We start from the raw sequence: 19,468 nt of genomic DNA on the forward strand, positions 1-19,468 counted from the left end.
AAGTCTGAGGTCCTTTCGCCGGAAGCGGACCTCACGACACGACGCGCGCCAGTGTCCGGCATCGCGTTGTCAAAGCGTTCATGCCGGCTTGTTAGGACACCCGCGAGTCGACTTGGATGACTGCGGCGTGTTGCTCGATCTGAGGACAATCTATCTGGCGGGCGCGCTCACCGCCGTGCTTCTCGGCTTGGTCCAGCTTGCCGCCTATGCGACCGGCCGTTTCGAGCGCTGGCCGCTCTGGTGGGGGCTGAGCAACATCCTGATCGGCCTCGGCCTGATCGGTGTGGGATTGCGGGGCACCATCCCGGACATCGTCTCGATCCCGCTCGCCAACACCGTCAGCTGGGTCGGCTATCTGCTCGTCCTGTTCGGGGTCAGGAGCTTCGCCGGGCGTCCGGCACGCCTGCCGCTCTACCTGCTGGCGGTCGCGACCATGACCACCCTGCTCTTCCTGTGGAACGGACCGGACGGCTTCGCCAGGCGGGTCGTGCTCGTCTCCGTCCTGATCATGACCTGCGACGTACTCCTCGTCCGCGAGGGCCTGCTCCTGTGGCGGCGCGAGCGGCTGGTCTCCGGCGTGATCCTCGCGGCCCTGTTCGCGCCGACGGTCGTGCTGTTTGCGTTCCGTGGCTGTCTTGCCGCAACCGGGCAGCTCGGCACGGAACTGTTCCCGACCAGCGACGACAGCAATCCGTGGCTCGCCGCCACCGGCACCGCTTTCGTGCTCCTGCGCAGCGGCGCGCTATTGCTGCTCGCCGCCGAGCGCAGCCGCAACACGCTGGTCACGATCGCCCAGCACGATTCCCTCACCGGTGCGATGAACCGCGGCGGCCTGGAGCGCGCCATGGCCCTGATCGCGGCGGATGCCGGCAAGCGGCCCGGTCGACTGACCCTGCTGCTGATCGATATCGACCATTTCAAGATCTTCAACGACACGCATGGCCACGCTGCGGGCGACCGAATCCTACAGCTCTTCGCCGAGGCGGCTCGCAGCGAACTGCGCGCCAGCGACATCCTGGCGCGTCATGGCGGCGACGAGTTCGTCGCCATCCTCCCGCACATGGCCACGAAGGACGCAGTGCGCGTCGCCAATCGTATCCGGACTGCTTTCGGTCGCGCACTCGCCGACTGGGACGGCATGGCTCTCCAGCCAACGCTCAGCATCGGCGTCGCCGAGGGGGACGCGGCCGGCGATGAGCTGGAGACCTTGCTGGAGCATGCCGACGAGGCGCTCTATCGCTCGAAGCGTCTCGGCAGAGACCGGGTTCAGGTGCAGATCCGCGCCCTGGCGCGGTGAAGCGATTTTAGCCGCTCAGATCGGCGAGCCGCGCTCGCCCGACGCCGAGCGCCGCCATCTCCGCCCAGGCCCGGTCGAGCGAGCCGTCGAGATCGATGGCGCGGCAGGCCTCCTCGATGACAACTGTCTCGAAGCCGTGGCGGGCCGCATCCTGCGCCGTCCAGTTCACGCAGAAGTCGGTGGCGAGGCCGACGACTAGGACACGGGCGATGCCGCGCTCCTTGAGATAGCCGCCGAGCCCGGTCGGCGTGGTTCGGTCGGCCTCGACGAAGCCCGAATAGCTGTCGACATCGCGGCGACAGCCCTTGCGGATCACCGCTTGCGCCATGTCAAGGTCGAGAGCGGGATGGAAGGCCGCGCCTTCGCTGCCCCACACGCAATGCTCCGGCCAGAGCACCTGTGTGCCATAGGGCATGGCAACCGTCTCGAACGGCCCCTTGCCGGGATGGCTCGAGGCGAAGGAGGAATGCCCGGCCGGGTGCCAGTCCTGCGTCAGGACGACAATTCCGAAACGCTTGCCGAGCTCGTTGACGAGCGGGACGATCTCGTCGCCGCCAGCGACCGCCAGGCTGCCGCCGGGGCAGAAATCGTTCTGGACGTCGACGACGATCAGTGCAGTCCGGGCGTCGATCACAGACCTTTCCTCACAAGGTAGCTGTCCGCGTCATCCGCGTGATGCCCTTGCGGGCGGCGAACATGCGACCATAGACGTCGCCGGCAAGATCGGGCCGGTAGCAGCGCTGTTCGAGCAGCGGATCCCAGATGTGCTCGACCGTGTCGATCAGCTCGAAATCAGCTTTAAGACGCGCCTCCAATTGCAGGCGATTCTTGCGATTCTGGTATTCGAGCAGCACCAGCGAGGTCTTCGACAGGTCGAGATGGTCGAGCACATCACCCTCGCCGCCCTCGATGTCGATCTTGACGATGTCGGCCGACGGGAGGCTCGCCGGATCGACCACCGCGACCTCGTAGCGCTCGACCATGGCATCGGCCACGAAGGTGTCGCCGGCATAGGAGGCGAGGCCCGATTCACCATCGCCGGCAAAGCGGCTGAGGAAAGTCGCCGTCGTCTGGCCACCCGGAAACAGCGCCGCATTGACCGTGACGATGTCGCGGCGGCGACCCGTGTTGCGCTTCAGCAGCTCATAGGTGCCGGGATGCGGCTCGTACGAGGTCACGGTGCTGCCCGGCCAGCGCGCGCTCGCCCAGAGCGCGAACGAACCGACATTGGCGCCGATGTCGAGGATGTCGAGGCCGACACCGTCGAAGCCGCATTCGTACTCGCCTTCGAGCACGTCCTTGATCGCCCAATGCATCGCATCGGGCACGGCGAGGCTCATCGGAATGCGCGCGACGTATTGCTTCATTCTCACCCCCAGGCATCACCAGCCATCTCCGCAGCCGGCTTCGGTGCATCTGACGCCGCGGCCCCTTGCGGTGCAAGTTCGGGGAATTCTGTCCCCCCTCAACCCTCATCCTGAGGAGCCTCGAAGCGGCGTCTCGAAGGATGCTCCAGCCAGTTCCGGAGCCTCCTGGACCATCCTTCGAGACGCGAGCTGTGCTCGCTCCCCAGGATGAAGGCTGAGAAGAGGGGCGAGGCCGGTCAGCGCAGCTCGACCTCCATGACCCCGGGCGCTGTACGCAACGCATTGGCCAGCTGCTGGCTGACTGGATAACGCCCGGGCAGTTCGATCTCGACCAGCTGAGCGCCGTCGTCGAGAAGCATCATCAGCGAGATCTTGCCGTCGGCGCGCACGCCATCGCGCGGCTTGACACGCTCGGCGATCGAGTTGAGCGCCTTGTCGTCACGCAGGTGGATCAAGAGATCCTGCTTCTGCCGGCCGGCGAGATCGTCGAGCCGCTCGACATCCTCGATACGCGGGCGAACCTCCTCACCGTCGAGCACGGCCGAAAGCCTGACCACCAGCGCCGCGCCCGGCTCGAGCAGGTCGCGATAGCGCTGCAGCCCTTCCGAGAACAGGATCGCCTCGAACTGCCCGGTCGGATCGGAGAGCTGCACGATGCCCATCTTGTTGCCGGATTTGGTCCGCCGCTCCGACCTGTCGATGACAGAGGCCGCGACCTTGGCGATCGAAGTGCCTTTCGATCTGACGGCGCGGGCGAAGTCGGCATAACTTTGAACCTTCAACCGCTTCAGCACATGCTCGTAATCGTCGAGCGGGTGGCCGGACAAGAAGAAGCCGACTGCTTCGTGCTCGCGCTGCAAACGCTCGGCCGGGGCCCAGGGCTCGAAGGGCGGGATGCGGAAGGCTTCAGCGTTCCCGCCACTGCCGAGCATGTCGAGCTGCCCGGCCGCGGCCTCGTCGCGAATGCGGTTCGACAGCGCCAGCATGCCGTCGACGGCCGCCATCGCCTTGGCCCGTTCGGGCTCGATTTCATCGAGTGTGCCGGCCGAGATCAGCGCTTCGATCGTGCGACGGTTGACCAGGCGCGTATCGATCCGGCGGGCGAAATCGGCGAGGTCGCGAAATGGTCCTTCCTTGGCACGCGCCGCCACGATCGATTCCACCGCCGCCCGGCCGACGCCCTTGATCGCGCCGAGCGCATAGCGGATCGCCCCCTCGGCGACATCGAAATCGACGCCGGAGCGGTTGATCGAGGGCCGCTCGACCTTGATGCCGAGCCGTTCCGCGTCACGGCGGAACTCCGAGAGCTTGTCGGTGTTGCCGATGTCGAGTGTCATCGACGCCGCAAGGAACTCGACCGGGTAGTTGGCCTTGAGATAGGCGGTCTGGAAGGCGACAACGGCATAGGCCGCCGCATGGCTCTTGTTGAAGCCGTAGTCGGCGAACTTGGCCAAGAGGTCGAAGATCTCGGAGGCCAGGTCCTTCTTCAGCCCGGCCTCGATCGCGCCCTTCACGAAACGGTCGCGCTGGGCGTCCATCTCGGCCTTGATCTTCTTGCCCATGGCGCGGCGCAAGAGGTCGGCTTCGCCGAGCGAATAGCCGGACAGCGCCTGCGCCACCTGCATCACCTGTTCCTGGTAGACGATGATGCCGTGCGTCTCCGACAGGAACGGCTCCATGCCGGGATGCAGATAGGTCGGCTCCTCCAGCCCGAGCTTGCGACGGCAATAGGTCGGGATGTTGTCCATCGGGCCGGGGCGGTAGAGCGCCACCAGTGCGATCAGGTCCTCGATCCGGTCGGCCTTCATCTCGACCAGCGCCTTGCGCATGCCGACCGATTCCACCTGGAACACGCCGACCGTCTCGCCGCGCGCCAGCATCTCGTAGGTCTTCGGGTCGTCGAAGGGCAGCTGCGCCAGGTCGACCGTGATGCCGCGCTGGGCGATCAGCTGTACCGCGATGGTCAGCGTCGTCAGCGTCTTCAGGCCAAGGAAGTCGAACTTCACCAGCCCGGCCTGCTCGACCCATTTCATGTTGAACTGGGTGACGCGCATGCCGGTGCGCGGATCGACCGAGAGCGCGACGAGCTGTTCGAGCGGCCGGTCGCCGATCACCACACCCGCCGCGTGGGTCGAGGCGTGACGGTGCAGGCCTTCGAGCTTCTGGGCGATCTCGAGCAGCCGCCCGACCACTGGCTCCTCGGCCGCAGCCTCCTGCAGCTTCGGCTCGCCGGCAATCGCTTCCGGCAGCGTGATCGGCTTGGCCGGGTTCTGCGGCACCAGCTTGGTCAGCTTGTCGACCTGGCCGTAGGGCATCTCCAGAACGCGGCCGACGTCGCGCAGCACGCCGCGCGCCTGCAAGGTGCCGAAGGTGATGATCTGGGCGACGCGCTCCTCGCCATAGCGATGCTTGACGTACTCGATCACCTCTTCACGCCGGTACTGGCAGAAGTCGATGTCGAAGTCCGGCATCGAGACGCGATCCGGGTTGAGGAAGCGCTCGAACAGCAGGCCGAAGCGCAGCGGGTCGACGTCGGTGATCGTCAAGGCATAGGCGACGAGCGAGCCGGCGCCCGAGCCGCGGCCCGGCCCGACCGGGATGTCGTGATCCTTGGCCCATTTGATGAAGTCGGCAACGATGAGGAAATAGCCCGGAAATTTCATCCGGGTGATGATCGAGAGCTCGAAGGCGAGGCGCTTCTCATAATCCTCGACGGAGAAGCCCGCGGCCGGGCCATGCTTGGCCAACCGCGCCTCGAGACCCGCCTTCGCCTGGCTCTCCAGCTCGTCGGCCTCGTCGCGCCCCTCCTCGCCGAAGCGCGGCAGGATCGGCTTGCGCGTGCCGACGCGCCAGGAGCAGCGCCGGGCGATCTCGACGGTGGAGGCCAGCGCCTCTGGCAGGTCGGCGAAGCGCCGCTTCATTTCCGCACGGCTGGCGAAGAAATGCGCCGGTGACACCCGCCGGCGCTCGCCGTCCGAGAGCAAGCGCCCTGCCGCTACGGCGAGCAGCGCGTCATGCGCCTCGAAATCGGCCGGTTTGCCGAAGAAGGGCTCGTTGGTCGCGACGATCGGCAGGTCGTTGTCATAGGCGAGCCGGAGCAAACCGGCCTCGACCGCCGGCTCGTCCTCTCGCTCATGGCGCTGGATCTCGACATAGAGCCGGTCACCGAAGATCGTTTGCAGGCGCTTCAACCGCGCCTCGGCCTGCGCCGGCTGACCGGCACGCAAGGCCAGATCGAGCGGGCCGCCCGCACCACCCGTCAGCGCGATCACATCGCTATTGTAGGCAGAGAGGTGCTCGATGCTTGCGACGGGGCTGCCCGCGCCGGCGGCGAGGCAAGCTTCCGTCACCAGCTTCATCAGGTTGCCGTAGCCGGCTTCACTGGTCGCCAGCAGGACGAGATGCGGCGTCACGCTCTGGACCGGCTTGCGCCCGCCGGTGTCCTCATCGGCGAAATCGACTGAGAGCTGCACCCCGGCGATCGGCTGGACGCCGGAGCCGGCCAGCTTCTCGGAGAATTCGAGCGCGCCGAACAGGTTGTTGGTGTCGGTCAGCGCCATGGCCGGCTGGCCGTCGCCGGCGGCGAGCTTGGCGAGCGTGCCGACCTGGATCGCGCCTTCGAGCAGCGAATAGCTCGAATGGACATGCAGATGGACGAAGCCGACCTCGTCCTGAACCTGTGTATCGTCTTTGCGGTCGGTCATCGCACCCTCCGGCGCGCTCCCGGTCAGCTCGTGGGGCCGAGCGGAAGGACCTGCGCCGATTCTCGATTCCGGAGCATGCTCCAAGCCGGTTATTGCGCGCCACTCCTCCCCGGTCGAGCCGATCCATTTGCGAGGCTGTGGACACGTCCGCGCATGGCGGTCGGGTCCGGTCCCGGGGAGCCGCTCAGACGTGCGGCCCCGAAGCGAGAGCGGCCCAGACCCAGATCATTCCGACGAAGAGCGCCAGCGCGAGGAACTCCATGGCGCCGGCCATCAGCTTGCGAGCAACGAGCATGTCCGATCTCCAATGTTCTCTATATGTCCAATTTAATTCCCTCTTTGTTCACGTCAATATCGCTAGGTCAGCGGGCATCGGGAGATATGGCACGCAGTTAACGCGGATTTACCGAGGCTGCAAAAGCGTTAACGGCGACGCTGCCGGCGCGGCGGAATCAGCTAGGGTCGCCGGCATGACCGCCTCCCCCGATCAGACGCATCGCAAGCGACGAGACGAGACACTCGGCGTCCTGCTCATGGCAGCCGCGATGCTGATCATCCCGACCTCCGACGCCATCGCCAAATATCTCAGCGGGGCTCATTCGCCGGCCTTCCTCAGCTGGGTGCGCTATGTAGCGGCGCTCGGCTTCATTCTCCCGGTCACCTTGCTCTGGCGTGGACAGCAGCCCGCGGCCCCGCTCGCATCGCCACGCCGCTACTGGCTGTCGCAGATCCTGCGCACCGCGTTCCTCGTCACAGCGATGACGCTCTATTTCGTGGCGATCACGCGCATTCCGCTGGCCGATGCGCTCGGCGCCTATTTCATCGCCCCGATCGCAGCGACCCTGCTCGCCGCGATCGCGCTGCACGAGCGGCTCGATCGGCGGAAGCTGGTGGCTGTCGCCCTCGGTTTCGTCGGCGCCATCCTCGTCGTGCGCCCGGGTACGCAGACCAGTGCCGACACGCTGATCGCGCTGGCTTCGGGTATCTGCATGGCCTGCTATCTGGTGCTGACCCGCGCCACCGCCCAGGACAGATCGCCGGTAGCAACGCTGACGATCCAGCTCATCCTCGGCATCCTGATGCTGATGCCCTTCGCCGTGCTGCAATGGACGACGCCGACTCGCGAGGGGCTCCTGCTGATCCTGCTGATGGGTCTCGTCTCGACGCTCAGTAATCTGATGACGATCAGCGCCTTCCGGCTGGCGCCGGTCGCGAGGCTCTCGCCCCTGGTCTATCTCGAACTGATCGGCGCGACCGCGCTCGGCTTCGCCTTGTTCGGCGACCTGCCCTCGCTGGCAACCTGGGCCGGGATCGCGGTCATCGTCGCAGCCGGGCTGATCGTCGCGACGGCGAGGCCGGTGGCGCGGCGCAAGCCGTCCTGAGCCGCCCTAGAGCAGGATGCGAAAAAGCGGGAACCGGTTTTTCGCAAGAATCCTGCTCTAACTCTTTGATGAGAGACGGATTCAGATTTCAGATGGAATCGCAAAGCGGTTCCATCTGAAATCATCCGGCTCTAGTTCACCATCGCGTTCAACGCCGCGACGACGGCGCGCGGCTCGATCTCGGTCGGCATCTCGTCGAAGGCGGCGCGGTAATAGTCGAGCATGCTGAGCTGCTCGAAATTGTTCCAGGTATCCTCGTCGTTCATCGCCTCGCTGCGCTCCTCCAGATTGAGGATCATGCCATAGTCCTCGAGGCTCGTGCCGTAGACCAATGGTGGCGGCAGGGGCTCGGACCGCAGCTCATGTTCGGCCGCCGCTATCGCCGCCAGCGCACCCGGCACCCAGACGCGATGATAGGCGTTGGAGACGTCGCGTTCGGCTTCGCCCGCGCTGGTCAGCACCGCGCGGCAGGCGGCGGCGAAGGTATCGATCATGCCGTTGCGCTCGGCCACCCGGTCGGCCGCGTTGTAGTTGGCGTGGATCGGGTCGACATAGGCGAACTCGTTCTGCAGAAGCCGCGCCGGCTCGCCCTGCAGGAAGAGCCAGGGATAGGTGTTGTCGATCAGGATCTGCCCAGGCAGCAGATGCGCCGCCTGGTTTTCGCCCGAGGCGCTGAAGAACTGCTGCTCGGCACCTTTGCAGGTCACGCTCGGATTGGGCGTCAGCGGCAGGCCCGGCCGGTCCGGCATCCGGATCGCCGCCATGTAAACCAACACCTTGGCGACACGGGTATTGCGCGAGCGCCCGTGCCAGAGCGCCTTCTCGGTATCGGAGGAGAAGCGCTGGACCCGCAGCAGGCGAAAGCGCTCCTCGGCCGCAACGGCCCGGTCGGGTGAACGACGACGCCCCATCTCAGCCGCCGATGATGACCGTGAATTCACCCACGGCGATCTTGTTCGGCGGTCCCACCGCCTCGATGATCGTGTCACCTACGCGGCAAGCCGGGAGGTTGTTGATCAGCACGGTCTGTGAGCCGTCGATCACCACGCCAGGGCCGTGCGGCGGGATCGGCAGCGGTGTCGCGCAGATATGGATGTCGGCGCCACCAGCGGCGCCCGTGATCGTCGAGCCCATGGTGCTGGCGGCCGTCGCCTTCACGGTTTCTTCCGCAGCCTTGGCCGCCGGAGCGCCGGGCGTTCCAGCGGCCGCCAGCGTCGCCGCCTCCGCGACCTGGATCGCCGCGTCGGAGATCGCCTTGGCTGCCTGGATCGCCGCTGCGGCGCCGGCCGGGACACCGCGCCAGGCGAGTTTGCCTCCGATGAACACAGTAGGGCTTCCGGGACCCGGCTGCAGGACGCCGGGCAGAGGATGGACCACGGGATCGAAAATGCGTGCGGCGGGACCCTTAGGCATCGGACACCTTCATGGAGCGCTCGGCAGGGAGCTTGGCTCCGGCCGGCCGGGCAAGTCAACGAATCCGCTCGCCCCGGCAAAAACCACCTTGTGGCAGACAGAGGCGGTCTTGCCCTCCCCCATACGAATGGTGACGCTCGGGAACGAGCCGTATATTGTTCTGCCCAGGCCTTGAGATAGCGAGAACCGGATGTCGTGGTATAGTAAGGTCGTCTGGTCCGAAGGCTTGTTCCTGCGGCCGCATCACCTGCAGCAGAACGATCGCTATCTCGAGAATCTGCTGGAGAATCGCGTCCGGCACGTCACGCCTTATCCGTGGGGGTTCTCGGTGCTCGAGATCGACCGCGACCTGGCGCAGCAGAGCCGCATCGGGCTCCGGCGCGCCGTCGGCGTAATGCCGGACGGCACCCCTTTCGCCATGCCGGACAACTCGCCCTTGCCGCCGGCGATCGAGGTGCCGGAGAACGCCGCCGGCCAGATCGCCTGGCTGTCGTTGCCGCTCGCCGCGTCGAACACCCGCGAGGTCGAGGACAGCCTCAGCGGCTCGGCCAGCCGCTTCTACCCGTCGACCGAGATGCTGATCGATTCGACCGCCTCGCTGCGTGTCGACGAGGAGATCGACATCGCCCATCCGCGCTTCGGCCTGGAACTGCGCAAGACCGGCAAGCCGGGCTATGTCGGCCTCGCGCTCGGGCGCGTGCTCGAAGTGCGTGACCGCGCCATCCTGTTCGACGAGAAATTCGCCCCGCCCGTGCTGCTCTGCTCGGCCCATCCGGTCGTCGACGGCTGGATGGACCGCGTCATCGGCTGGATCGACAACAAGCTGGAGGAACTCGCCCGCTACGCCGCCGACCCGACCGCCGGCGGCGGCCTGCAGAGCGCCGACTATTTCATCCTGCAGATGCTGAACCGGCACATCCCGGTGCTGAAGCACATGCGCGGCTCACGCTTCGTCCATCCCGAGCGCCTGTTCATCACCTTGCTGGCCATCGCCGGCGAACTCGCCACTTTCACCACCGCCGAACGCCGCGCCCGCGACTACCCGGCCTATGATCATGACGACCTGGAGGGCTGCTTCACCCCGGTGGTGCGCGACATCCAGGACTTCCTCTCGGCCCAGCTCGGTCGCCGCGCCATCCGGCTCGAAATCGTCGAGCGGGCGCAGAATGCCTTCATGTCGACGATCCGCGACCGCGCTTTGATGCGCAATGCGACGCTCGTTCTGGAAGTGGCGGCGCGCCGCCCGCTGACCGAGATCCAGTCGCAGTTCCCGCATCTATTCAAGATCGGCCCCAACACCAAGATGAACGAGATCGTCCATGCCCATCTGCCGGGCATCAACCTCGTCCACCTGCCGACGCCGCCGCCCCAGATCCGGGCGCTGACCGACCACGTCTATTTCTACCTCGACCGCACCTCGCCGCTCTGGCCGGAATTCAGCTCGGCGAGCTCTATCGGCATGCATTTCTCCGGTGACTGGCCCGATCTCGAAATGGAGCTCTGGGCCGTGCTCGAGGGCAGGCGATGAGCAACGACGGTTCCGATCCGTTCGGCCGCTCCGACCGGACCTTCATCCGGCCGAACCCGGCCGGACGGCGCGTGCCGCCGCCCTCGCGCCCGGCCGATGCACCGGGCTATCCGCCGCAGGGGCAACCCTACCCGCCCCCGAACGCGCCCTATCCGCCTTCTCCGCCTGCCGGCTATCCGCCACAGAGCTCGCCCTATGCTCCCTCGGGCGCGCCGCAATATCCGCATGCGGCGCCCTCGCCCGGCGTGCCCGGCGGCGAGGAGTGGATGTCGCAGCCGCAGCCGCGGCAGAGCGCGCCGCCGCCTCCGCCACAAGGCTATGTGCCGCAGGCTTTGCCCAAGCGCGAGCAGATGCTCACGCCGAACACCAACCCGCTGCTCAAGGCGGCCGGCCCGCTATTGCTCCTGCTCGGGCGCCTGCGCGCCAATCTCAGCAGCGCGCCGGCGACGCAGATGATCGGCCAGGTCGGCGAGACGATCGAGGCCTTCGACCATGAGGTGCGCGCGGCCGGCTTCACCGCTGAGCAGACGCGCACCGCCAAGTATATCATCTGCGCCTTTGCCGATGATATCGTCCAGAACATCCCGGGCGAGGACCGGCATGTCTGGACGCAATACAGCATGCTCTCGCGCTTCTTTGGCGAGCGCATCGGCGGCGTGCGCTTCTTCGAGGAGCTGGAGCGCGCCAGGAAAGATCCATCGGTCAATTACGACCTGCTCGAGCTGATGCATGTCTGCCTGGCGCTCGGCTTCGAGGGCGTGCACCGCACCTCGGCCGGCGGCGCCGCGAACCTGCAGATGATCCAGCGCAATCTGTTCGAGACGCTGCGGCGGGTAAAGCAGCCCGATCCGGAATTGTCGCCGCGCTGGCAAGGCCAGGCTCTGACCGCGCGGCTCGCCGGCTTCAAGATTCCGGTCTGGTCGGTCGCGGCCGTCGCCTCGGTCGCCGTGCTCGGCCTCTATTTCATCTTCCGCGCCTTGCTCGGAGGCAATGCCGAAGCCTCGGCCAGCGCGCTGCTCTCGGTGCACCCCAAGGGCGATATCGAGATCATCCGCAAGGTCGCGGCCCGGCCGCCACCGCCTCTACCGCCCCCGGCACAGCCACCCAAGGTCTGCGGCACGGTGCAGCCGCCGATCACCTGCGAGGTGACGCCGAACCTGATCATCGTGCGCCTGATGGGCATCACTTTGTTCGATCCCGGCCAGGCGGTCGTGCGCAACGAGTTCCGCCCGCTGATCGAGCGCATCTCGACCGTGCTCAACGAGGAAGGCGGCACGATCAAGGTCGTCGGCCATTCGGACTCCGACCCGATCCGATCCGCCCGTTTCCCCAACAACCTCGAATTGTCGAAGGCGCGTGCCGTGGCGGTCGGCGACCTCCTCAAGGCCAGGCTGAAGCAGCCGACACGCATCAGCACCGACGGCAAGGGGTCCGACGTGCCGATCGACACCAACGCAACTTTAGCCGGCAAGGCGAAGAACCGACGCGTCGAGATTCTGATTCAGCGCAACGGCTAGGACAGGCGACGATGCAGGAGACGGGTAGACGATGAATCTCGCGACGTGGCTCAGGATCGCAGCCATTCTGGTCGGCGCATTGGCGCTGACGCTGTTGATCTGGTTCGGCGGCCCCTTCGTGGCGTTCGGCGAGGTACGCCCGTTCGAATCGTTCTGGGTCAGGCTGCCGATCGCGCTCGTCCTGATGCTCGGCGCGCTGGGCTGGATCGCCTGGATCGTGATCAAGCGGCGCAAGGCCGTCGCCGCGCTCTCCGAGGCAATGGCCAAGGAAGAAGCCCAGACCGGCGACGGCGCGGCGCTCTCGGCCGCCATGCGCGATGCGCTGGCGACGCTGCGGCGCACCCGCGGCAAGGATGGCGGCGACTATCTCTACGACCTGCCCTGGTACGTGATCATCGGCCCGCCTGGCGCCGGCAAGACCACGGCACTGATCAACTCCGGCCTCAAATTCCCCCTCGCCCGCGGCGGCCAGGTGCCGGCCGCGGTCGCCGGCGCCGGCGGCACCCGCTATTGCGACTGGTGGTTCGCCGAGGACGCGGTGCTGATCGACACCGCTGGCCGCTACACCACGCAGGACACCGATACCCGTGCCGAGCGGACGAGCTGGCTCTCCTTCCTCGATCTGCTCAAGGCGAACCGCCCGCGCCAGCCGATCAACGGCGTCATCGTCGCGATCAGCATCGAGGACCTGCTGACCTCCTCGCAGGAGGAGGTCATCGCCCATGCCGATGCGATCCGCGCCCGCCTGCTCGAGCTCAACGAGCGGCTCAAGGTCGATTTCCCGGTCTATGCGGTCTTCACCAAGGCCGACCTGATCGCCGGCTTCAACGAGTTCTTCGCCGCACTCTCCGAGCCGCAGCGGCGCATGGTCTGGGGCCACACCTTCCAGACCGTCGACAAGACCCGCAACATGATCGGCGACGTGCCGCCCGAGTTCGACGCGCTGATCGAGCGGCTGAACGAGCGCCTCTCCGACCGCCTGCAGGACGAGCACAACCCGACCTCACGCGCCAAGCTCTTCGGCCTGCCGAGCCAGATGGCCACGCTGAAGCCGGTGATCATCGACTTCCTCGGCCGCGTCTTCGAGCCGACGCGGTATCAGTCGAGCGCGACCCTGCGCGGCTTCTACTTCACCTCCGGCACCCAGGAGGGCACGCCGATCGACCAGCTGATCGGTGCACTCTCGCGCAACTTCGGTAGTGCCCACGCCGATTCCGGCTCCTATTCCGGCCGCGGCAAGAGCTTCTTCCTGACCGATCTGATCCAGAAGGTGATCATCGGCGAATCCGGCTGGGTCTCGACCGACCTGCGCGCCGCGCGCCGCTCGACACTGCTGCGCATTGCCGGCTTCAGCGCGGTCGCGCTGATCTCGCTGGCGCTCGGCGGCATGTGGTGGACGAGCTACGCCCGCAACAGCGACCTGATCAACCAGACCAATTACGGCCTCGCCGATTATCGCTCCAGCGCCGCTCCGGTGCTGCAGGAGACCACACTCTCCGACCGCAATTTCAGTCGCATCCTGCCGCTGCTGCACAAGCTGCGCCACATGCCGGCGGGCTATGCCGACAAGGACGAGCCGACGCCGGTCGCCGCCACCTTCGGCCTCAGCCAGCGCGAGCGCCTGCAATCGGCGACGCAGGAGAGCTATCATCAGGCGCTGGAGCGGCTTCTGCGCTCGCGCATCATCTTCCGGCTCGAGGAACAGCTCGAAGCCAACGTCAACAATCCCGGCTTCATCTACGAGGCGCTCAAGGTCTATCTGATGGTCGGCGGCCGTGCGCCGCTCGACCGCGACCTCGTACTCGCCTGGATGCGGCAGGACTGGGCCGAGAACCTCTTCCCCGGCGCCGCCAACGCCAAGGGCCGCGAGGCACTGGAGGAGCACCTCATCGCGCTGCTCGATCTCGACGACGGAGCTGAGCCAGTGGTCAAGCTCAACCAGCCGCTGATCGAGAGCAGCCAGCGCACCTTGCGCCGGCTGAGCATCGCCGAGCGCGCCTATGAACTGCTGCGTACGCAAGGACGCAACGCCAGCCGCGACTGGGTCGCGGCGGTCCGCGGCGGCTCGGATGCGCGGCTGGTCTTCGAAGGCGTCTCGGGCGAGGATCTCGACTCGATCCGGGTCCCGTATTTCTACACCTATGACGGCTTCCAGGCCGCCTTCGTCGACCGGCTCGGCGATATCGGCGAGCGCATCGAGAAGGAGCGCTGGGTCCTCGGCGACAATGCCGACCAGGCGGCGATCACCTCGCAATATGCCAGCCTGTTCCAGGACCTGCTCAAGCTCTATGCGCGCGACTTCACCGCTTCCTGGCAGAAAGCGCTGCGCCGGCTGAAGCTCAGGCCCCTCAACGCCGACAAGCCGAAATACATCGCGCTGTCGGCTATCGCCGCGCCGACTTCGCCCTTCAAGCAATTGCTCGAGTCGATCCGCGACGAGACGCAGCTGACAAAGGAGCGTGCGGCGAAACGGCCGGCGGCGGCGCAAGCCGCCGAGAAGATGGCTGGCCAGGTCGCGGACCATGCCGCCAAGACCCTTGAGCAGCGCGCCAATTATTCGCTCAGCCGCCTCGGCACCAGCCTGCCGCTGAGCGCACCCGGCGTCGACCGCGTGCTCTCCGGCGGTGGCGGCGGCGAGGCGCTCGGCGCCAATATCGAGGCGCAGTTCAAGGCCTTCCACGTCCTGGTCGAAGGCGATGGCGGCAAGCGGCCGGTCGACCAGGCCCTGCAGATCTTCGCCGAGATCAACCAGAACCTGGCAATGGCCGCGACCACGCCGGCTCAGGCCGCCGCCGCCAATGCGGCGCTGGTGCCGCTGATCGCCTCGCTGCGCGGCAACTCCTCGCGCTATCCGGCGCCGTTCGACGCGATGATCGTCGCCGCGGTCAACGATTTCGAGGGCGACGCCACCGGCGCGACCGTCTCGCTGCTGCGTCAGGCGCTGGCCAGCGAGGTCACCGGCCGATGCTCCAGCCTGCTCGCCAACCGCTACCCCTTCGCCAAGGGCAGCACGAGCGAGATCGGCCTCGCCGACTTCGCCCAGCTCTTCGCGCCAGGAACCGGCGCGATGGACAAGTTCATGAAGGAGCGGCTCGACCCCTATATCGACAAGTCCGGCCAGAACTGGAGCTGGCGTCAGGACAGCCGGGTCGCCCGCGCGCTCTCGCCGACGACGCTGCGCGAATTCCAGCGCGCCAGCGACATCCGCGAAGCGTTCTTCCCGACCGGCGGCAACCTGCCGAACTTCCAGATGGTGGTGGTGCCGACCACCCTCTCCTCCGACGCGTCCGGCGCCAAGCTCGAGATCAACGGCTTCACCGTGGCGAGCCAGCAGGGCGTCAACACACCGACCCCGGTGATGTGGCCGGGCGGCGGCCTCGCCAAGACCTCGATCACGCTGACGATCGGCGGCGGCGCAGCCAGCAACAATGCCGGCGGCATCTTCGGCGGCGGCTTCTTCTCCAACAGCCCGACGCCGGCGGCACCGACCGAGGTGAAGATGTTCGACCGCACCGGCGTCTGGTCCTTCTTCCGCCTGCTCGATGCCGGCTCGGTGCTGCGCCAGGGCGACAATGTCGTCTTCACCCTCGCCGCCGGCGGCCGCCAGGTCGGCTACCAGTTCGGCGTCGGCTCGCTGAAGAACCCGCTGGTCTTGCCGGCGTTGCGCGAAATCCGTTGTCCAGCGGGGATTTGAGCATGAGTTGTGGGTTGTTCGGGAAGCTTCCGGGCAAGCGGGACTTCATCGCGTTGAACGCGCCCACGACCTTCCTGTCGGTCTACGAGCGCTGGCTCCAGGGCGGACTCACCGCCAGCCGGCTCGAACTCGGCGCCGGTTGGCAGGACGCCTTCCTCAACGCGCCGATCTGGCGTTTCTGGTTCGGCAGCGCCTTTTGCGGCACGACGGTCGCCGGCGCCTTCATGCCCTCCGTCGACGGGATCGGCCGCTATTTTCCGCTGACGGTTTTCGCCCTCGCCGGCCCCGGCGCCGCAATCCCGCCGCCCGAGCTCGACCCGCAGGACGCCTGGTTCGCGCAGGCGGAGGACTTCCTGCTGCGCGCGCTCGAACCCGAGGCGAGCTACGAGGCCGTGGCGCACGCGCTCGGCGGACTCGCCATGCCCAATGACGACCTCAAGGCGCCACCGCCCGCCGACATGGTCCGGCTTTCCGACGGCACCATCGTCAGTGCGCTCGATTCCGCCACCTTCCCGGCCCGGCTCTCGGCGCTGCGCGTCGAGGACCATACCCGCGCCTATGCCCATGCCAGCTATCTCTGGACGATCGGCGGCGACGATTTCGAGCCGCTCGCTCTGGTCGGACAGGGCCTGCCCAGCCCCTATCTCTTCACCGGCCTCCTGACCGGCCGCTTCGACGCCTTCCTCGGCGCGGGATCCGCAGCATGAACGAGCACCGCGCCGGCTCCCCCTTTGAGACTGGCGCAGTCAGCCATGCCGGGCGCGTGCGCAGCCATAACGAGGATAATCTGGTCACCCGGCCTGAATTCGGGCTGTGGGCCGTCGCCGACGGCATGGGCGGCCACCAGAACGGCGCCATGGCGAGCGCGACCGTGGCGACGAGCCTCGCCGCCATCGGCGCGGCCGGCTCCGCAGCAGAACTGCTCGACCGGCTCGAGCGCGGCGTGGTCGAGGCCAATGCGGAACTGCGCCGCAAGATCCGCGAGAACGACGGCGCCACCATGGGTGCGACGCTGGCCGTGCTGCTCGCCCATGGCCGCCATTTCGCCTGTGTCTGGTGCGGCGACAGCCGCATCTATCTCGTCCGCCACGGCTATATCACCCAGGTCTCGCGCGACCACACCGAGGCGCAGGATATGATCGAGCGAGGCCTTTTGACCGTCGAGGAAGCACGGACCTGGCCGCGACGGCACGTCATCACCCGCGCCATCGGCGTGCACGATCGGCCCGAGCTCGAGATCGACCATGGCGAGCTCGAGAACGACGACGTCTTCGTGCTCTGCTCGGACGGGCTCACCGACCATGTCCGCGACGAGGAGATCCTGCGCGCAGCCATCTCCGGCAGCGCCCAGGCAGCCTGCGACGCCCTGCTGGCGCTGACGCTGGAACGCGGAGCAACCGACAATGTCACCGTGATCGTGGTGCGCTATCATCACGACGGCGGAAGCGAAAAGACGCGCTGGGTACCGAACATGCGCCAGCGCAGGAGCGATGCGCCATGAGCGATTCCGACCGCACCGTCTTCATGCCGCGCACGGGCCTGGCGCCCGGCGTGCGGCTGAACGGCATCTACGAGATCGAGCGCCTGATCGCGACCGGCGGCATGGGCGAGGTCTACCAAGGCCGGGCCATACAGACCGGCGACGCCGTCGCGATCAAGATCGTCCGCTCCGACATGGCCCAGGACGCCAATGTCATCACCCTTTTCCGCAACGAAGCGTCGGCGCTGCACAACCTCTACAACGAGGCGATCGTCCGCTACTACGTCTTCACCGTCGACCCGGCGACACAGGCGACCTATCTCGCCATGGAGTTCGTCGACGGTCAGTCGCTCTCCGACCGCCTGAAAGATGGCCCGTTGTCCCTGGAGGAGGTCGACCTGCTGCGCCGGCGGATCGCGTCGGGCCTGCAGGCCGCCCATATGCTCGGCATCACCCATCGCGACGTCTCACCGGACAACATCATCCTGCCGGGCGGCCAGGTCACCCGCGCCAAGATCATCGACTTCGGCATCGCCAAATCGAAGCTGGCCGAGAAGACGGTGATCGGCTCCGGCTTCGCCGGCAAATACAACTACGTTTCGCCCGAGCAGCTCGGCCTCTACGGCGCGGAGGTCACCGGCAAGTCGGACATCTACAGCCTCGGCCTCGTGCTCGCCGAAGCGCTCGGCGGCCGCCCGCTCGACATGGGCGGCACGCAGATGCAGATCCTCGAGAAGCGTCGGCGTGTTCCCGATCTCGCGTCGATCGACAAGCGCATCCGCCCGTTATTGGCGCGCATGCTCGCGCCCGATCCGAAGGACCGCCCGTCCGATATGGCCGAGGTGGCTGCCTGGCAGGCCAAGGGCAGCGCAAGCTCAAGCGGCAGCAGTGTTGGGCGTCGCTTTCCCTGGGCATTGGTCGCCGGGGTCGCCGTGCTGGCTCTCTTGGCCGGTGGTGGTTTCTTCGCCTGGCAAATGCTCGGCAGCGCAACGCCGGTCCAGCAGGCAACGAACAGCCCCCCACCCGCCTTGACCGACGATCGCCCGCTGCCTCCCTCGGGTACGGGATCGAGCAGCCCGCCGCCCGAGCTCACACCCGCAAGCCCGCCACCGGCCAATCCGGCGCCCTCACCGCAGCCTGCGAGCCAGAACGAGCCGCCGCCGTCCCTGCAGCCTCCTCCGACACCTGGTCCGACCTCACCGCCGCAGCCGCCCGTGTCTGCCCCGCCGGAGCTGAACCCGACTCCGACGCCGCCGACCAGCCCGACATCGACGACCGGGCCGAAGCCGACGCCGACAATGCCAGTACCGCCCCCCTCCTCCGCTCCGGAGCCCGAGCCGCGGACTGCCGCAGAGCGGACGGCTCGCTATGTCGCGGACTATGACGGCGGCGCCTGCTTCTTCCTGTGGCCGACGACGATCGCCGACAAGCGCACCACGGTCGAAGGCTTCGGCAGCACGGCCGAGCCCTTCGTCAGCTTCGACGCCGCCTTCAAGAAGGCCCAAGGTTACGAGGCACAGATCAGCCTGCGCACGGTGACCGCGGCGCAATGCCCGATGGTCGACTTCTTGCGCCAGCTCGGCCGCGGCATCGACCGCAGCCCGGTCATGCAGATCGGCGCCTTCACCATGCGCAGCGGCGACACGCTGTCAGGCTCGATCGAGAGCGATCCGGGCAAGAACCTCGACATTCTGCTGATCGGCGATGACGGGCTGGTCTACAACCTCGCCAACTACACCCGCCGCGAGGGCGGCAAGGCGAGCTTCAGCCTGAAGCTGGAATCGACCGCCGCTTCAGGCGCTCCGGTCAGGCCGCAGACCGTACTCGCCCTGGTGAGCCCGGCGCCATTGCCGACGCTGTCGGGCCCCAATCCGGCTCCCGCCGGCGATGTCTTTCCGGGCCTGCACCAGGACATCGCCCGCGCCGGCGGCAAGGTCGGCGTCGGGATCAAGTATTTCAGGATCGAGTGATTGCCGGACGCGTCATTCTCGATTCTCGGGCGGAGCGAAGCGCAGACCCGAGAATCTCGTGACGAGAAAGCTTCCCGAGGCCACCTCCGGCCAGAGATGCTCGGGTCGAGCCCGAG

13 protein-coding genes are annotated in these 19,468 nt (G+C 67.0%); 8 read left to right on the plus strand and 5 right to left on the minus strand.

All coding sequences use genetic code 11. The features are described 5' to 3' along the window. The first annotated feature begins 127 nt into the window (after nucleotides 1-127). On the plus strand, nucleotides 128-1,297 hold the full coding sequence (locus tag ACQKLX_RS01310; RefSeq protein ID WP_427358773.1) for a GGDEF domain-containing protein: 1,170 nt from the start codon (nucleotides 128-130) through the stop codon (nucleotides 1,295-1,297). A gap of 7 nt (nucleotides 1,298-1,304) precedes the next feature. On the opposite strand, the gene pncA is transcribed toward ACQKLX_RS01310, so the two are convergent. From pncA to dnaE, 3 genes are all read right to left on the minus strand, one after another. Further along, the gene (gene pncA, locus ACQKLX_RS01315) at nucleotides 1,305-1,931 is read right to left on the minus strand and encodes a bifunctional nicotinamidase/pyrazinamidase (RefSeq protein WP_427358775.1); all 627 of its coding nucleotides are present in this window, start codon (nucleotides 1,929-1,931) and stop codon (nucleotides 1,305-1,307) included. A gap of 10 nt (nucleotides 1,932-1,941) precedes the next feature. Then, entirely contained in the window at nucleotides 1,942-2,664 is a 723-nt protein-coding gene (locus ACQKLX_RS01320) for an FkbM family methyltransferase (RefSeq protein WP_427358777.1), read from the minus strand. Between the two features lie 236 nt (nucleotides 2,665-2,900). Next, on the minus strand, nucleotides 2,901-6,368 hold the full coding sequence (dnaE, locus tag ACQKLX_RS01325) for a DNA polymerase III subunit alpha (protein ID WP_427358779.1): 3,468 nt from the start codon (nucleotides 6,366-6,368) through the stop codon (nucleotides 2,901-2,903). A 470-nt stretch (nucleotides 6,369-6,838) separates the two neighbouring features. Here dnaE and ACQKLX_RS01330 point away from each other — a divergent pair, with 470 nt between their 5' ends. Then, nucleotides 6,839-7,750 carry a DMT family transporter gene (locus ACQKLX_RS01330; protein ID WP_427358781.1) on the plus strand — a complete coding sequence of 304 codons (912 nt, stop codon included), beginning with the start codon at nucleotides 6,839-6,841 and terminating at the stop codon, nucleotides 7,748-7,750. 131 nt (nucleotides 7,751-7,881) lie between these two features. Here ACQKLX_RS01330 and ACQKLX_RS01335 read toward each other — a convergent pair whose 3' ends face one another. Both ACQKLX_RS01335 and ACQKLX_RS01340 read right to left on the minus strand, forming a co-directional pair. Continuing rightward, nucleotides 7,882-8,661: a hypothetical protein gene (locus tag ACQKLX_RS01335; protein WP_427358783.1), complete on the minus strand. Its 780-nt coding sequence runs from the start codon at nucleotides 8,659-8,661 to the stop codon at nucleotides 7,882-7,884. Between the two features lies 1 nt (nucleotide 8,662). After that, nucleotides 8,663-9,163, minus strand: coding sequence for a PAAR domain-containing protein (locus tag ACQKLX_RS01340; protein ID WP_427358785.1), 501 nt, complete (start codon nucleotides 9,161-9,163; stop codon nucleotides 8,663-8,665). Nucleotides 9,164-9,353: 190 nt separating this feature from the next. Between ACQKLX_RS01340 and tssK the strand changes: the two genes are divergently transcribed. The 6 genes from tssK to ACQKLX_RS01370 are packed head-to-tail and all read left to right on the plus strand — an operon-like array spanning nucleotide 9,354 to nucleotide 19,352. Then, the gene (tssK, locus tag ACQKLX_RS01345) at nucleotides 9,354-10,691 is read left to right on the plus strand and encodes a type VI secretion system baseplate subunit TssK (protein ID WP_427358787.1); all 1,338 of its coding nucleotides are present in this window, start codon (nucleotides 9,354-9,356) and stop codon (nucleotides 10,689-10,691) included. After that, a complete protein-coding gene (gene icmH, locus ACQKLX_RS01350; RefSeq protein WP_427358789.1) occupies nucleotides 10,688-12,208 on the plus strand; it encodes a type IVB secretion system protein IcmH/DotU in 1,521 nt (506 codons plus the stop codon). The genes tssK and icmH overlap by 4 nt, the downstream gene beginning before the upstream one ends. Before the next feature lie 31 nt (nucleotides 12,209-12,239). Further along, nucleotides 12,240-15,902 (plus strand): type VI secretion system membrane subunit TssM, encoded by a 3,663-nt coding sequence (tssM, locus tag ACQKLX_RS01355; protein ID WP_427358791.1) that lies wholly within the window; start codon nucleotides 12,240-12,242, stop codon nucleotides 15,900-15,902. 14 nt (nucleotides 15,903-15,916) lie between these two features. Then, entirely contained in the window at nucleotides 15,917-16,609 is a 693-nt protein-coding gene (gene tagF, locus ACQKLX_RS01360) for a type VI secretion system-associated protein TagF (RefSeq protein ID WP_427358793.1), read from the plus strand. Then, nucleotides 16,606-17,403: a PP2C family protein-serine/threonine phosphatase gene (locus tag ACQKLX_RS01365; protein WP_427358795.1), complete on the plus strand. Its 798-nt coding sequence runs from the start codon at nucleotides 16,606-16,608 to the stop codon at nucleotides 17,401-17,403. The genes tagF and ACQKLX_RS01365 overlap by 4 nt, the downstream gene beginning before the upstream one ends. After that, complete coding sequence (locus tag ACQKLX_RS01370; RefSeq protein WP_427358797.1) at nucleotides 17,400-19,352, plus strand: serine/threonine-protein kinase; 1,953 nt, start codon at nucleotides 17,400-17,402, stop codon at nucleotides 19,350-19,352. Before ACQKLX_RS01365 ends, ACQKLX_RS01370 begins: the two co-directional genes overlap by 4 nt. Nucleotides 19,353-19,468: the final 116 nt, after the last annotated feature.

Origin of the sequence: Allobosea sp. NPDC003192 (assembly GCF_050275675.1) — a bacterium.
Taxonomy (GTDB): domain Bacteria; phylum Pseudomonadota; class Alphaproteobacteria; order Rhizobiales; family Beijerinckiaceae; genus Allobosea.

Coding starts and splice junctions, on each gene's coding strand:
- ACQKLX_RS01335 (WP_427358783.1), bottom strand. CDS start 8,661: ATGGGGCGTCGTCGTTCACCCGACCGGGCCGTTGCGGCCGAGGAGCGC.
- tssM (WP_427358791.1), top strand. CDS start 12,240: ATGAATCTCGCGACGTGGCTCAGGATCGCAGCCATTCTGGTCGGCGCA.
- ACQKLX_RS01370 (WP_427358797.1), top strand. CDS start 17,400: ATGAGCGATTCCGACCGCACCGTCTTCATGCCGCGCACGGGCCTGGCG.
- ACQKLX_RS01320 (WP_427358777.1), bottom strand. CDS start 2,664: ATGAAGCAATACGTCGCGCGCATTCCGATGAGCCTCGCCGTGCCCGAT.
- tssK (WP_427358787.1), top strand. CDS start 9,354: ATGTCGTGGTATAGTAAGGTCGTCTGGTCCGAAGGCTTGTTCCTGCGG.
- ACQKLX_RS01330 (WP_427358781.1), top strand. CDS start 6,839: ATGACCGCCTCCCCCGATCAGACGCATCGCAAGCGACGAGACGAGACA.
- ACQKLX_RS01340 (WP_427358785.1), bottom strand. CDS start 9,163: ATGCCTAAGGGTCCCGCCGCACGCATTTTCGATCCCGTGGTCCATCCT.
- ACQKLX_RS01365 (WP_427358795.1), top strand. CDS start 16,606: ATGAACGAGCACCGCGCCGGCTCCCCCTTTGAGACTGGCGCAGTCAGC.
- dnaE (WP_427358779.1), bottom strand. CDS start 6,368: ATGACCGACCGCAAAGACGATACACAGGTTCAGGACGAGGTCGGCTTC.
- icmH (WP_427358789.1), top strand. CDS start 10,688: ATGAGCAACGACGGTTCCGATCCGTTCGGCCGCTCCGACCGGACCTTC.